Raw genomic sequence first — 15,549 nt, forward strand, 5'->3', positions numbered from 1 at the left:
GGAGAATATATATGAATTTCAACAACTTTACAATCAAATCGCAAGAGGCTGTTCAGGAGGCTGTGAACTTGACACAAAGCCGAGGACAGCAGGCCATAGAGCCGGAACATATACTTGCGGGCGTATTGAAGGTGGGCGAAAACGTAACCAACTTCATATTCCAGAAGCTTGGAATAAACGGCCAGCAGGTAGCTACAGTTCTTGACCGTCAGATTGCATCTCTGCCTAAAGTTTCCGGTGGCGAGGCTTATCTGAGCCGCGATACCAACAATGTATTGCAAAAGGCAGTTGAGTACTCAAAAGAACTTGGCGACGAGTTCGTTTCACTTGAAGCTATACTTTTGGCTTTGCTCAATGTGAAGAGTACTGTGGCAACAATTCTGAAGGATGCCGGAATGACCGACAAGGAATTGCGTGCCGCAATCAACGAACTTAGACAGGGACAGAAAGTCACTTCACAGTCAAGCGAGGACACTTATCAGTCACTTTCAAAGTATGCGATAAACCTGATTGAGGCTGCACGTACAGGAAAGCTGGACCCGGTGATAGGCCGTGACGAGGAAATCAGACGTGTACTTCAGATCTTGAGCCGTCGTACAAAGAACAACCCTATCCTGATAGGTGAACCGGGTACAGGTAAGACAGCTATCGTGGAAGGTCTGGCACAGCGTATCCTTCGTGGTGATGTGCCTGAAAACCTGAAGAACAAACAGCTGTTCTCACTCGATATGGGTGCGCTGGTTGCAGGTGCCAAATACAAAGGTGAGTTTGAAGAAAGACTTAAATCTGTAATCAACGAGGTAACAAAATCAGACGGTAACATAATATTGTTCATCGATGAGATACATACCCTGGTGGGTGCAGGTAAAGGCGAAGGCGCGATGGATGCCGCAAACATCCTTAAACCGGCATTGGCTCGTGGCGAACTTAGAAGTATCGGTGCTACCACACTTGACGAATATCAGAAGTATTTCGAAAAGGATAAAGCCCTTGAACGTCGTTTCCAGACTGTAATGGTGGACGAGCCTGACACTCAGAGTTCTATTTCAATCCTTCGTGGTCTGAAGGAAAGATACGAGAACCATCATCAGGTACGTATCAAAGACGAAGCTATCATAGCTGCAGTTGAATTGAGTAACAGGTATATCACAGAACGTTTCTTGCCGGATAAGGCTATCGACCTTATGGACGAGGCTGCAGCAAAACTGCGTATGGAACGTGACTCTTTGCCTGAGGAGCTTGACGAAATTGAACGCCGATTAAAACAGCTTGAAATCGAGCGTGAGGCTATCAAACGTGAAAAGGATGAAGCCAAACTTGCACAGCTTAACAAGGAAATTGCCGAACTGAAAGAACAGGAGACTTCCTACAAGGCTAAATGGCAAAGCGAGAAGGAACTTGTAAATAAAATTCAGCAGAACAAAAAGGAAATAGAACAACTCAAGTTCGAAGCCGACAAGGCTGAACGTGAGGGTGACTATGGACGTGTAGCTGAAATACGTTACGGCAAGTTACAGGCACTGGAAGCTGAAATCAAGAATATTCAGGAAGACCTGAAACACAAGCAGGGCGACAGCGCCATGATCAAGGAAGAGGTTACTGCAGAAGACATTGCTGATGTGGTATCACGCTGGACCGGAATACCGGTAAGCAAGATGCTGCAAAGCGAACGCGAAAAACTTCTTCATCTGGAAGACGAGTTGCACAAGCGTGTCATAGGTCAGGACGAGGCTATCCAGGCTGTATCCGATGCTGTAAGACGTAGCCGTGCTGGATTGCAGGATCCTAAACGTCCGATAGGCTCATTCATCTTCCTAGGTACAACCGGTGTAGGTAAGACTGAGTTGGCCAAGGCACTGGCAGAATATCTGTTCGATGACGAATCACTGATGACGCGTATAGATATGAGTGAGTATCAGGAGAAACATTCTGTGTCAAGACTTATCGGAGCACCTCCGGGATACGTTGGTTACGATGAAGGCGGACAGTTGACAGAGGCAGTAAGACGTAAACCTTACTCTGTAGTATTGTTCGACGAAATCGAGAAAGCTCATCCTGACGTGTTCAACATCCTGCTTCAGGTATTGGACGATGGTCGTCTGACAGATAACAAGGGACGTACGGTAAACTTCAAGAATACTATCATCATCATGACTTCAAACTTGGGAAGTTCATACATACAAAGCCAGTTTGAAAAAATCACTCCGATGAATCATGATACGATAGTAGAGGAAACCAAGAACGAAGTGATGAATATGCTGAAAAAGACTATCCGTCCTGAGTTCCTGAACCGTATAGACGAAACTATCATGTTCTTACCATTGAACAAGAATGAGATAGAACAGATTGTACGTCTGCAGATAAACGGCATTAGAAAGATGCTTGAAGAGAACGGTGTACAGCTCCAGATGACTGACCAGGCTGTCGATTTCATAGCTACAGCAGGTTACGACCCTGAGTTCGGTGCCCGTCCGGTGAAACGTGCGATACAGCGTTATCTGCTCAACGACTTGTCAAAGAAACTTCTTTCACAGGAAGTTGACCGCACAAAACCAATCATAGTGGAACGTGGTGGAGACGGATTGAGTTTCCGCAACTGACAATAACAGAAAAAGAGGCCCTCGGGCCTCTTTTTTTATTTCAATTCAACTGATTTATATCTGTCGCCTGTAGCCTTAACTACTTCCTTCAAGAATTCTTCAGGATATCCAGGACGTTCCAATGGAGCGCAGTTTCCAGTTTCAGGAGCAACCATCTTTCCGTTCTTTACCAGTTTTCTCGCACCGTCGTTATAACGTACGATAAGGAACTCTGCAAGTTTCTTCCAGCGGTCAACTGTTGTACGGGCAGTCATGTCAGTATAGTTTGTAAGGAAATCCTTTGCCTTTTCAGGACTTTCCTGATACAACTTCAGTGCCGAAGATTCTATTCCTGACTGAGCAGATTCGAAAGTATCTTCAAGCTCATTCTGTACGGCACGCATATCATCTATCATCAGGCTGTAACGAGGACGGATCATGTCTGCCACCCAGTTGTAAATCCAGAAAGCAGAATCCCATGAGAATGTGATGCAGTCGCCGTTTCCTTCAGCGTATGGAACAGGAATTCTGTCTGTACAGCAGTAAACCGGAGTAAATACAGTCATGTTTGCATCATCAAGTCCGAACCACAATACACCACCTACAGGGTCTGGCAAGTTTGCACGCATCTGTGCCACGAAAGAGAATGCACTCTGCTGTGTTGAGATAGGACGTTCGTTGAAGTATTCCACTCCGTCAACCTTGAATGTAAGAGGAGAAAGACGGTAAGGAGTTTCAAAAGGACCTGCACCCAAATCCTTAGTGATGTCAAGCGGTGTACCTTCGTAATGGTCGCGCATAGCTCTCTGAACATCGCGTACAGAAAGTTTTGAATCGGCCTTTATATAAAGTGGCATTGGCTCTTTGCTCTCGCCAAGAATGTATGGAAGATAAGCATCGCCTGTTGTCTTGCTGAACATATTGTAGAAACTCCATACACGCGCCTCGCAGAAACGGAGACCGCTGAAATCAAGCGGACAATATGCATCGGCAAAACTGAAATCAGAGTTCTTGCCAGTGAAATAGCCTTTTTCACGAGCGAACGAAATTACGTCCGGAGAATAAAGGCAGTTATCCTTGTCATTAAGATTGAATTTGTGGATACGACTCTGGTTGGCATGAGCAGCGATACAGTCATCAGGAATACGGACTGCCACCCAAACAGCACCTTTTATACCGGGACCCTTACCAATCATTTCCATTATCCATGCCTCATTAGGATCGGCAATAGAGAATGATTCACCGCTACTGTAATAGCCGTATTCCTTAACAAGATCTGTCATAACCTTGATGGCTTCCTTGGCTGTACGCGAACGCTGGAGAGCTACATAAATCAGGCTTCCGTAGTCCATGATACCTGTTGTATCGACCAGTTCAGGACGACCTCCGAATGTGGTTTCGCCGATAGTAACCTGATATTCGTTCATATTACCCACTACATTGTATGTCTGCTTTGCCTCCTTGATCTGTCCGAGATACTTTCCGGTATCCCAGTCGTGAATATCACGCATGGCACCATCAGGATGTGTAGCGGCAGGATAGTGATACAACCATCCGAACATACCGTAAGAGTCGGCAGAATAAGACACTATTACTGAACCGTCGGCAGACGCTTTCTTACCGACAATAAAGTTGGTACAAGCCCAACCGTTTACTACAAAGGCTGTAAGCATTACCACAGCCATTAACACTCTGTTTGTCATAAGCGTTTGTGATTGAATATTTATTTAGAAATTTAATTGTTTACGTGTTTCGTTTCCGCAATTGTCGGTCACCACGACTTCGAGCTTGTGAGGAACTCCCCTCTTTACTTTTTCCTTATCCTGAATGACAAGAATATCTTTCTTCATACCGAAGAGAACGAACTTTCCATCGATATATACTTTATAGGAAGCTATCCCTGTAGCCTTGTCGGACACCTTGAAACGGATATTCGAAGTGGAACGCCATTTTGCCTTATCAAGCGGAACGACAGAAGGAGGAACAGTGTCAACAGCCACAGAATATTTTCCGAAGTTACGTACCTTTGCCCTCATCCAGCCATTGTCGTATTTACCTCCAACGTAGTATGTCCTCCTGCCGTCAATCTGCCTGATATAGTATTTATCGGGAGATACAGTATTCAGTTTTCTTACTCCTATAGCCAAAGGACAATAACCGTGAAGCGGAGTGTTTCCTGCATCAATGTCATATTCAAGCGAAACGGCTGTTGTGTCTTCGGCTGTAATGCCAACACTTACCTCCGTATCATCGTAAAGCATTCCTTTCGGTATAATGAATTCCATACCAGGACGCTGGATAATGGCCGTATGAGAAGACTGCAACAGTTCCTCTCCTTTCATACGGTATTCCGGAATATCCTGCCTTTTCCCTCTCACCGTAAAACGGTATTTATTCTTATTCCCGAAATTATCCTCAAGGACATAGACAAACTTATAATCCCTTTCGCAGTCTATATTCACAATACCCCTGCCCTCGCCTACATGATGCAGACGCAGCTTGTTTCCAGGCGACTTGTACGAACGCATCATCAATCTGCGTGAACGCACAAGTTCATCATAATCTGTAAAGGTATTTATCATTCTGTTTTCATCGGGAAGAACCCTGTCCGTCTTACTGTTGAACACCTCAACAGAATCGACATAAAGAGTTACGGAATGTACTCCATAGAAATTGGATGTGCCGTCCATATAATCCTTGGCACTGATGGCAGCATATATCTGCCCCCATACAGTAACCGGCGACTTGATTGATGCCACAGGATAAATCTTTTTATTGGTCGAGCCTTCCACTACTCCTTTACCTCTTACAGGATAAAGTCCGATAAAGTTTGCCTTAGGTGCCTTGGTATCCTTTATCTTGCTGCTGAAATAAGGCATAGGGTCAAGATATTCATCTGTACCGGTTTTTCTTATTTCAAGATGAAGATGAGGGCCGGCAGATGAACCTTCATTACCGCTCAATGCTATGATGTCGCCCTTCTTGAACTTGAAACGTCCAGGTTCGGGATATAGATAACAGACAAAAGTCTCGTTGGCATACTGATATTCCCTTACGTATTTCTCAACTTCGGGAGCAAACGAAATGACATGACCATAGACGGATGTATGTCCGTCTGGGTGAGTGATATATATAGCCTGTCCGTATCCTCCATGCTGGACAGCCACACGCGACACATATCCGTCGGCAATACATCTTACAGGATGCCCTACAGTTCCTTTTGTCTTGAAATCAAGGCCGTTATGAAAATGGTTTGGTCTCAGTTCGCCGAAATTGGCGCTGAGTAATAGCGGAAAATCCAATGGCGCACAATACTTTATAGTATCACCGGCATATGAAACCGAGGCAACACAACAAAGCATAGCAAAAAAAATTTTTCTTAAATCAATCATCGACATTCTTATCAACATTTCTAACTATAAGAATACTTGCTTCGTATAATACAAATATAGGTACTGAAACAAGCAACAATGTAAATATATCAGATGTAGGAGTAATCACAGCCGCCACTATAAGTGCCACAACATATGCATGCTTTCTGTATTTCTGCATGAATGAAGAATGCAAAACCCCTATTTTGGCAAGGAACCAGCAAACTACAGGTATCTCGAAAACTATTCCCATTAACAGGCTCAGAAGCATCAGCGTGTCGATATACGATGAAAGCATTATTGTGTTCTGAACATCAAGGCTCACCTGATATGATGCCAAGAAACGGAATGTAAGCGGGAATATGATAAAATAGTTTACCAATACACCGATAATAAACAGCAGGTATCCGCTCGTTACTACACGAACAGAGTATTTGCGTTCATTCTCATATAACGCAGGCGATATAAAATGAAACAATTTATAAATAATGTATGGTGAAGCTACTATCAGGCCTGCATATATGGACACCATGGCGTGCATCATAAACTGACCAGCCAACTGGGTATTGATGAGCGTGGAGGTGAATTCGCCTGGACATAACCCCGGCATACCAAGCAACTCGGACAAACGGCAAAGAAACCTATAAAAAATGAAATCGGATTCCTTAGGTGCCAGTACAACAGCAAAAAGCTGATCCTTGAGACAAAATCCAAGAATTGTAAATAGCGCTACAACAACGACTATACGAAACAGGACACTTCGCAATTCGTCCAAGTGATCCCAAAATGTCATTACTTTCTCGTCCTGTTCCACCTTTACTGCTCTTTCTTATCCTTGTTTTCCTTATCGGACATCTCGATATCGTCCTCTATACCTTTCACTCCATCCTTGAAACTCTTTACTCCTTTACCCAATCCTTTCATCAGTTCAGGTATCTTCTTTCCACCAAACAAAAGCAAAAAAATAAGTCCGATAAGCAGGACTTCCTGCATCCCTATCCCCAATAGTAATAATGTTGTCATATGTTTTTATGAATTTAAATTTTTGAAATCGATTTTAAAAGCCAATATCCTCCGAAAATCTGAAGAAGCATTCCCGGAACACCTATTCTGAAGTCCTGAAGAGCTGCGTCAAGACTGCCACTTATAGCCCATTCTGCCATCCCGCCTACTATCTGATAAAACAGTACGACACCCATAAGTGAGAATATAGAAAGCTTTCCGGTACGGCTAGCCAAAAATCCTGCAGCTACAGCAAGCAATACAGACTTACATATTATAGCCGGAAGCAAAGCCGGTACTGGCATTCCGAAGAAAAACGAATTTACCAAAGGAGAAAGGATTGCAACAAGCAAACCAAGCTTCATTCCATATTTATATGCCCCAACCAGAGTGAAAAAATAAATAGGCAACATAGTAGGACCACCTAGATGAACCAGATGACACAACTGAGGCAGAAGAATATTTCCAAGTACGAAGAGCACAGAAAACAGATATGTCCTGCTCTGCCTGTAGGATAAAGAAACAAAGTTAAATGCTGTATTCATATCAAATATAAATGTTTTCATTATTAATAGTTGCAAAGTTATTACTTTCATACAATTATCAATCATATAATGAATGAAATAATTTCCGCTGAAAAGGAAAAACTTATAAATATTTGGAAAATATGCAATTTCATCATACCTTTGCATCGCAAAACAAAATAAACAGACTACCAATGAACAAACTTCTGACATACATACAGCCTCACACTCCGCTCCGAATTTATCTTACGTTCGGACATCGCAGTGCGTCCGTTCATTGGTTCAGCGGATTCGAATAAGCATAACTTCTACATATCGTTTTTCTTTATTAAGAGGTACATTATATATGTATCCCAAGGCAATCATATTCTCTCATTTTTAATATAGTACGGTTATGTTTACAATCATAGGAACAATGTTCACAGGAATTATTTTGGGTTATATTTTCAGAAACCTGGATTTTCTGAAAAAAACAGAAAAGACCATTTCTTATACTATCATATTGCTTTTGTTCATAATGGGGCTGTCAGTAGGATCGAACGACAGGATAATAGAAAACCTGGGAAGCTTCGGATGGCAGGCGGCAATAATAGCGTTCTCGGCTACTTGCGGAAGCATCATCGCGGCATGGCTGGTACTGACACTGTTTTTCAAGAAAGGAGAAAGCCATGAAGGGTAGCATGATTGTTCTTCTGTTTTTTATGGCAGGTTGCATATTGGGAGTACTGGACATCATACCTCTCGACTTGCAGAAGAGCAATCTGTCAATGTATATACTGTATGCACTTATGCTGCAGGTGGGACTAAGCATAGGTTCGAGCAAGGATCTGAAGTCTATAGTAAAGGATATACGTCCTAAATATCTGCTCATACCTCTTGCCACTATTATCGGCACACTACTGTTTTCGGCATTTGCCAGTCTGCTTCTTTCGCAATGGAGCATTTTCGACTGTCTGGCTGTGGGTAGCGGATTTGCCTATTACTCACTGTCATCAATACTGATCACACAGTTCAAGGAAGCATCACTCGGCATTCAGCTTGCCACAGAGTTGGGAACCATTGCCCTTCTTTCGAATATCTTCCGCGAGATGATGGCTCTTCTGGGAACACCGCTGCTAGTGAAATATTTCGGCAAACTGGCACCTATATCAGCTGCCGGAGTAAACTCTATGGATGTAGTACTACCTATTATAACAAGGTATTCAGGAAAAGACATGATTCCCGTAGCAATTTTCCACGGAATATTGATAGACCTTACGGTACCGTTTTTCGTATCATTTTTTTGCCGGCTTTAGTCATAAGCCGGCATTTTTTATACCTGTTTGTACATAACAATCAAAAGGATTCATTAAATTTGCAGAAAAATATACAAAACTAAAGGATATTGAATTTGACTGAATGATAGAAAAACATATTGTACTTGAAGATATCGATCCGGTTATCTTCTATGGCGTGAACAACGTCAACATGCAAATGATTAAAGCTCTGTTTCCCAAACTTAGGATAGTGGCTAGAGGAAATGTCATAAAGATAATGGGAGACGAGGAGGAAATGTGTGCCTTCGAAGAAGCTGTGACAGCACTGGAAAAACACTGCTCGATATATAACTCGCTCGACGAGGAAGTTATTCTGGACATAGTAAAAGGCAAAAACACAAAAATAGAAAAGAACAGCGAGGCTATCGTGTTCAGCGTCACCGGAAAACCTATCATTCCGAGAAGTCCCAATCAGCTGAAACTGGTAAAGGATTTCGAAAAAAACGATATGATATTCGCCATAGGACCGGCCGGTTCGGGCAAAACTTATACCGCAATAGCTCTTGCTGTGAGAGCTCTCAAAAACAAGGAAATCAAAAAAATCATATTAAGCCGTCCGGCTGTAGAGGCAGGAGAGAAACTGGGATTCCTGCCGGGAGACATGAAGGACAAGATAGACCCATATCTGCAACCGCTGTACGATGCTCTGCAAGACATGATTCCTGCTGCCAAACTGAAGGAATACATGGAACTGAACATCATACAGATAGCTCCACTGGCTTTCATGCGCGGACGTACGCTAAACGATGCGGTAGTAATCCTCGATGAAGCGCAGAACACTACTACACAGCAGATAAAGATGTTCCTTACACGTATGGGTATGAACACCAAGATGATTATCACAGGCGATATGACGCAGATTGACCTTCCTTCGTCGCAGACATCAGGCTTGGTGCAGGCAATGAAAATCCTGAAAGGAGTGAAAGGCATCAGTTTCATAGAGCTTAACAAAAAGGATATCGTAAGACACAAACTGGTAACAAGAATTGTGGAGGCTTACGAGAAATTTGAAGAGAAAGTAAAATCCGAAAAAGCGGAGAAAGCGAAAGCAGAAAAAGAAGAAAAGGACAAGGCTGAAAAAACTGAAAAGAAAGCTGCGTCAAAACAATAATGGAAACAACATATTTACTTCCTAAAATATATAGAAAAGATGAGTAAAGCATTAACAAAAACAGACTTCAACTTTCCTGGTCAGAAGAGTGTTTACCACGGAAAAGTTCGCGATGTTTATAACATCAACGGTGAAAAATTAGTCATGGTTGCAACAGACCGTATCTCGGCATTCGACGTTGTTTTGCCTGAAGGTATTCCTTACAAAGGCCAGATGTTGAACCAGATTGCAGCCAAATTCCTTGATGCTACAACTGACATCTGTCCAAACTGGAAACTCGCTACTCCGGACCCAATGGTCACTGTAGGTGTAATGTGCGAAGGTTTCCCTGTAGAAATGATTGTTCGCGGTTACTTGTGCGGTAGCGCATGGCGTGCTTACAAGAGCGGTGTTCGCGAAATCTGCGGTGTGAAACTTCCAGAAGGTATGCGCGAGAACCAGAAATTCCCTACACCAATCATCACTCCTACCACTAAGGCTGAAATGGGTATGCACGATGAGGATATCTCTAAAGAAGAAATCCTCGCTAAAGGTCTTGCTACTCCTGAAGAATATGCTACACTGGAGAAATATACTCTGGCTTTGTTCGAACGCGGTACACAGATGGCTGCTGAACGCGGTCTTATCCTCGTTGACACTAAATACGAATTCGGTAAGCACAACGGTCAGATTTATCTGATGGACGAAATCCATACTCCTGACTCAAGCCGCTACTTCTATTCAGAAGGTTACGAAGAACGCTTCGAAAAAGGCGAACCTCAGAAACAGCTTTCTAAGGAATTCGTACGCGAATGGCTGATGGCTAACGGTTTCCAGGGTAAGGAAGGACAGACTGTTCCTGAAATGACTCCGGAAATAGTAAACTCAATCAGCGAACGTTATATCGAACTTTACGAACACATCACTGGTGAAACATTCGTAAAGGCTGATACAGCTGAACTTGCATCACGCATCGAAAAGAACGTTACTGAATACTTGAAATAATTATGACAGGGCGGGATTCTTCCCGCCCATCATATATTCTATCCACAAATCCTACACTAACTCACAACATGTCAAACTATCCTCAAGAAAACATCAAACCTTATAATCAAGACGAAAGCAAAGCCGCACAGGTAGAAAAAATGTTCGACAACATCGCTCCTACTTACGATAATCTGAACCACGTACTTTCGCTTGGCATTGACAAGAGCTGGCGACGCAAAGCCATCAACATGCTCAAGCCATACCGACCGATGCACATGATGGACGTGGCTACAGGAACTGGCGATTTTGCTATACAGGCATGCCGTGTACTTCAGCCTGAAGAACTTATAGGTACAGATATCTCGGAGGGTATGATGAATGTAGGACGTGAAAAAGTAAGACAGTCGGGGCTGGACAGACAGATATCCTTCGCCAAGGAAGACTGTACTTCTCTCACATTTCCCGACAACAGATTCGATGCCATAACAGTGGCATTCGGAGTACGTAACTTCGAGAACCTGGACAAAGGGCTGGCAGAGATGCACCGCGTATTGACCACAGGCGGACATCTGGTCATTCTGGAACTGTCCGAACCGGAAACATTCCCAATGAAACAGCTTTATGCCATCTACTCGAAAGTCGTAATTCCAACAATCGGAAAGTTACTATCGAAAGACAACAGTGCATACACATACCTGCCGCAATCCATCAAGGCTTTCCCGCAAGGAGAAGTTATGCAACAAATTCTTTACAAGGCAGGATTCAGCAAAGTGACATTCAAAAGACTTACATTTGGTATTTGCACTCTTTACTTTGCAACAAAATAACTTAAAATTTTTACTACAATGAAGAAATTTGGTTTAATCGGCTACCCTTTGGGACATTCATTCTCTAAAAATTTTTTCAACGAAAAATTTCATTCAGAAAATATTGATGCCGAGTACGTTAATTTTGAAATACCATCCATAGAGGAATTCAATAAAGTTATAAAATCCAACCCTACCCTCTGCGGACTGAATGTGACTATACCATACAAGGAACAGGTTATCGGATACCTGGATGAACTGGATGCCGACGCTGCTGCAATAGGAGCAGTAAACGTAATAAAAATAGAAAAGAACAAAGGCAAACTGAAACTTATAGGCTATAACTCTGACGTAATGGGATTCACCCAGTCCATTGAATCTCTATTGGAGCCTCACCACAAGAAAGCCCTTATTCTGGGAACAGGAGGAGCATCAAAAGCCATCAACTACGGATTGCACAAACTGGGACTGGAAACAAAATTCGTTTCAAGAGCCAAAAGAAATGAAAATACTATTACTTACGACGACATAACTCCGGAGATTATGAACGAATACAAGGTAATAGTAAATTGTACACCTACAGGTATGTACCCAAAAGCAGACGAATGCCCTAAAATACCATACGAATATCTCACTCCTGAACATTTACTCTATGATTTGCTGTACAATCCTGATACAACACTATTTATGAAAAACGGTGGAGAGAAAGGTGCAGTAGTAAAAAACGGTCTTGAGATGCTTCTGCTTCAGGCTTTTGGAGCTTGGGAAATTTGGAACAAATAAGACAGACATGAAACATAAGAAATTAATTATCAGCCTCACAGTTATTGTAGTAATAATAGTTGGCGGACTGATAGGTGGAAGTCTTTACATGATAGACTACTCACTTCGTCCTGAAAACAGAGGTAAGGATCTGGCCGGATCTGAAGCGTACATGCGCGAGACCTATCCTCAAATAAATGGATGGTTGGACAGCCTTCAGGGAAACCAACTGCTAAAAGATACATTTATAACTGCCAAGGATGGAATCAAACTGCATGCTTATTATGCATATGCATCACACCCGACCAAAAAGACAGCGGTAATTGTACATGGCTATACCGATAGCGCCATAAGAATGTTCCACATCGGATATATGTACAATCAGTCTTTGGATTACAACATTATAGTTCCTGACCTGAGATATACCGGACTGAGCGGAGGCGATGCCATACAGATGGGATGGCTGGACCGTCTTGACGTAAAGGAATGGATAAACCTGACTCCGGGTATTTTCGGCGACTCTATACAGGCTGTTGTGCACGGAATATCAATGGGGGCAGCAACCACTATGATGACTTCGGGTGAAGTCTTGCCTGAATATATAAGATGTTTTGTAGAGGACTGCGGTTATACCAGCGTTTGGGAACAGTTCAAAAAGGAGCTTAAAGAACAGTTCAATCTGCCGGCATTCCCACTGCTATACACTGCCAGCTGGATTTGCGAAATTCAGAACGGATGGAATTTCCATGAAGCTTCAGCTATAGAACAAGTAAAGAAATGCGACAAACCGATGTTTTTCATACATGGCGACAAGGATGATTTCGTTCCTACATACATGGTGAACGAAGTATATGCCGCGAAATCAGAGCCGAAAGAAATATGGATTGTGCCTGAGACTGACCATGCCACATCGTATAAAAACTATCCTGAAGAATATACAAAGAGGGTAAAAGCGTTTACTGACAAGTATATCGACTAATAGAATCACTAAAACCCTTATATAAAAAGCGTCACACGAACGTGTAACGACCGGAACACGTTCGTGTGACGATAGTGACACGTACGTGTAACGCGTGTAACACGAACGTGTCACGATGATTTCATCATTGTATTCTATCAAATCAGCCTACAAGTTCCTCACATTCCTTGAGCCACATTGCCGCACTGGCATCACTAGGCATACGCCAATCTCCTCTAGGACTGAGTGATACGGAACCTACCTTAGGCCCGTCAGGAAGACATGAGCGCTTGAACTGCTGATTAAAGAAACGGCGGCAGAAATTAGTAAGCCATTTCTTTATAGTAGTACTGTCGTATGTTCCTCTGAAAGCAATCTCTGCAAGATAGAAAATCTTTGCAGGACGCATACCGAATCTGAGGAAATAATACAGGAAGAAGTCATGGAGCTCATACGGACCAACCAAGTCTTCAGTCTTCTGCTTGATATTTCCGTTTTCGTCGGCAGGAATAAGTTCCGGACTGATAGGAGTATCTATAATGTCAAGCAGAGTGTTACGGGAAATTACATCTACACCGGTCTGAGCCACCCAGTTTACAAGATAACGTACCAGCGTCTTAGGGATGCTGGCATTCACACCGTACATAGACATGTGGTCGCCATTATAAGTAGCCCAACCGAGAGCAAGTTCAGACAAGTCTCCCGTACCAATCACCAGACCGCCAATCTTGTTGGCATAATCCATAAGGATTTGTGTACGTTCGCGTGCCTGGCCGTTTTCATATGTAACATCATGTATAGACATGTCATGCTCAATATCCTTGAAATGCTGTATGCAGGCATCCTTGATGCTGATTTCCTTGGTAGTGACCTGAAGAGAACTCATCAGTGTAAGGGCATTGTTGTATGTACGGTCTGTTGTTCCGAATCCCGGCATTGTGATACCTACTATACCCTTACGTGGCAATCCCAGCTTGTCGAAAGTCTTTACACACACAAGAAGAGCGAGCGTAGAATCCAGTCCACCGGATATTCCCACTACCACGGTCTTGCAGTTTGTGTGTACAAGTCGTTTTGCGAGCCCTGCCACCTGAATAGAAAATATCTCTTCACATCTTTCGTCAAGAAGCTTTCCGCCTGCAGGTATGAACGGATGAGGATCTATATATCTTGTAAGCGACAAATCACGGCTGTTTACAAGCTCAGACTGAATATGCTGTACCTCTCCTGAAGCGTATGCCCTGACACTGGCAGCAAATGTGGTATTTACAAGACGTTCTCCACGCAGACGTTCCACATCTATTTCACTGACAACCAATTGCTCGTTGAATGAAAAACGTTCAGCCTCCGCAAGCAGGGTTCCATTCTCATAAATAAGTGCATTGCCGGCAAACACCACGTCTGTTGTAGATTCTCCAAAACCGCTTGATGCGAAAACATATCCAGCCAGACAGCGTGCTGACTGCTGTGCCAGCAACGAACGCAGATATTGATGTTTTGCGATGTTCTCAGTATCAGCAGACATATTGAATATTATCTCTGCTCCCTTTAGTACCAGTTCGGAACTTGGAGGAACCGGAGCCCATACATCCTCGCATATTTCTATTCCAAAACATGTATCCGACGTATCGAAAAGCAGATTCTTGCCAAACGGCACAACCTGTCCGCATAATCTTATTGAAGAAACTCCGGTATATGTAAGTGATGATGCGAACCATCTCTGCTCATAGAATTCCTTATAATTGGGAAGATAAGTTTTAGGCACTACTCCAAGAATCTTTCCTTTCTGAAAGACTACAGCACAATTTGCCAAAGTTGAGTTAACCACTACCGGCATGCCTACTATAGATATAATATCCAGTTGGCGTGTATTATTCATAACCTGCATCAAAGCCATTTCAGCCTGTTCTATCAGCAGTTTATGCGAAAAGAGATCGCCACATGAATATCCCGTTAAATTCAATTCAGGGAAAATCACTATCTGCACACCTTTACCGTCAGCCACCATAATCTGTGCTTCTGTCTGTTGCGCATTGAATTTACAGTCGGCCACCTTTACCGCCGGTATAGCAGCCGCCACTTTTACAAAACCAAATTTCATATAATTTGTTATATATAATGTATAGTCTGTGCAAAAATACAAATTATTCCTTT

14 protein-coding genes are annotated in these 15,549 nt (G+C 42.9%); 8 read left to right on the plus strand and 6 right to left on the minus strand.

Annotated features, from left to right (window positions below; translation table 11 throughout):
- Window positions 1–11 precede the first annotated feature (11 nt).
- Entirely contained in the window at window positions 12–2,600 is a 2,589-nt protein-coding gene (gene clpB, locus OCV82_RS02840) for an ATP-dependent chaperone ClpB (RefSeq protein WP_154043005.1), read from the plus strand.
- Window positions 2,601–2,635: 35 nt separating this feature from the next.
- Here clpB and OCV82_RS02845 read toward each other — a convergent pair whose 3' ends face one another.
- The 5 genes from OCV82_RS02845 to OCV82_RS02865 are packed head-to-tail and all read right to left on the minus strand — an operon-like array spanning window position 2,636 to window position 7,497.
- Window positions 2,636–4,282, minus strand: coding sequence for a C69 family dipeptidase (locus tag OCV82_RS02845; RefSeq protein ID WP_154043006.1), 1,647 nt, complete (start codon window positions 4,280–4,282; stop codon window positions 2,636–2,638).
- A gap of 24 nt (window positions 4,283–4,306) precedes the next feature.
- Window positions 4,307–5,941 carry a M23 family metallopeptidase gene (locus OCV82_RS02850; protein WP_262542832.1) on the minus strand — a complete coding sequence of 545 codons (1,635 nt, stop codon included), beginning with the start codon at window positions 5,939–5,941 and terminating at the stop codon, window positions 4,307–4,309.
- Window positions 5,942–5,963: 22 nt separating this feature from the next.
- Window positions 5,964–6,764 (minus strand): twin-arginine translocase subunit TatC, encoded by an 801-nt coding sequence (tatC, locus tag OCV82_RS02855; RefSeq protein ID WP_154043007.1) that lies wholly within the window; start codon window positions 6,762–6,764, stop codon window positions 5,964–5,966.
- 2 nt (window positions 6,765–6,766) lie between these two features.
- Window positions 6,767–6,973 carry a Sec-independent protein translocase subunit TatA/TatB gene (locus OCV82_RS02860; RefSeq protein WP_154043008.1) on the minus strand — a complete coding sequence of 69 codons (207 nt, stop codon included), beginning with the start codon at window positions 6,971–6,973 and terminating at the stop codon, window positions 6,767–6,769.
- A 14-nt stretch (window positions 6,974–6,987) separates the two neighbouring features.
- Entirely contained in the window at window positions 6,988–7,497 is a 510-nt protein-coding gene (locus tag OCV82_RS02865; protein WP_154043009.1) for an ECF transporter S component, read from the minus strand.
- A 373-nt stretch (window positions 7,498–7,870) separates the two neighbouring features.
- Here OCV82_RS02865 and OCV82_RS02870 point away from each other — a divergent pair, with 373 nt between their 5' ends.
- The 7 genes from OCV82_RS02870 to OCV82_RS02900 all read left to right on the plus strand — a co-directional run bounded on the left by OCV82_RS02870 (window position 7,871) and on the right by OCV82_RS02900 (window position 13,416).
- A complete protein-coding gene (locus tag OCV82_RS02870; protein WP_154043010.1) occupies window positions 7,871–8,155 on the plus strand; it encodes a LysO family transporter in 285 nt (94 codons plus the stop codon).
- Window positions 8,145–8,771: a lysine exporter LysO family protein gene (locus tag OCV82_RS02875; protein WP_154043011.1), complete on the plus strand. Its 627-nt coding sequence runs from the start codon at window positions 8,145–8,147 to the stop codon at window positions 8,769–8,771. The genes OCV82_RS02870 and OCV82_RS02875 overlap by 11 nt, the downstream gene beginning before the upstream one ends.
- A 103-nt stretch (window positions 8,772–8,874) precedes the next feature.
- The gene (locus tag OCV82_RS02880; RefSeq protein ID WP_154043012.1) at window positions 8,875–9,903 is read left to right on the plus strand and encodes a PhoH family protein; all 1,029 of its coding nucleotides are present in this window, start codon (window positions 8,875–8,877) and stop codon (window positions 9,901–9,903) included.
- Between the two features lie 39 nt (window positions 9,904–9,942).
- A complete protein-coding gene (locus OCV82_RS02885) occupies window positions 9,943–10,887 on the plus strand; it encodes a phosphoribosylaminoimidazolesuccinocarboxamide synthase (RefSeq protein ID WP_154043013.1) in 945 nt (314 codons plus the stop codon).
- Between the two features lie 68 nt (window positions 10,888–10,955).
- Window positions 10,956–11,696, plus strand: coding sequence for a bifunctional demethylmenaquinone methyltransferase/2-methoxy-6-polyprenyl-1,4-benzoquinol methylase UbiE (ubiE, locus tag OCV82_RS02890; protein WP_154043080.1), 741 nt, complete (start codon window positions 10,956–10,958; stop codon window positions 11,694–11,696).
- A gap of 18 nt (window positions 11,697–11,714) precedes the next feature.
- The gene (locus tag OCV82_RS02895; protein ID WP_154043014.1) at window positions 11,715–12,458 is read left to right on the plus strand and encodes a shikimate dehydrogenase family protein; all 744 of its coding nucleotides are present in this window, start codon (window positions 11,715–11,717) and stop codon (window positions 12,456–12,458) included.
- A gap of 7 nt (window positions 12,459–12,465) precedes the next feature.
- Window positions 12,466–13,416, plus strand: a complete 951-nt coding sequence (locus OCV82_RS02900; RefSeq protein WP_154043015.1) for an alpha/beta hydrolase — start codon at window positions 12,466–12,468, stop codon at window positions 13,414–13,416.
- 142 nt (window positions 13,417–13,558) lie between these two features.
- Here the strand turns inward: OCV82_RS02900 and OCV82_RS02905 are convergent, their stop codons facing one another.
- Window positions 13,559–15,496, minus strand: a complete 1,938-nt coding sequence (locus OCV82_RS02905; protein WP_154043016.1) for an NAD(+) synthase — start codon at window positions 15,494–15,496, stop codon at window positions 13,559–13,561.
- Between the last annotated feature and the right edge of the window lie 53 nt (window positions 15,497–15,549).

It is taken from the genome of Bacteroides cellulolyticus (assembly GCF_025567135.1).
Taxonomy (GTDB): domain Bacteria; phylum Bacteroidota; class Bacteroidia; order Bacteroidales; family Bacteroidaceae; genus Phocaeicola; species Phocaeicola cellulolyticus.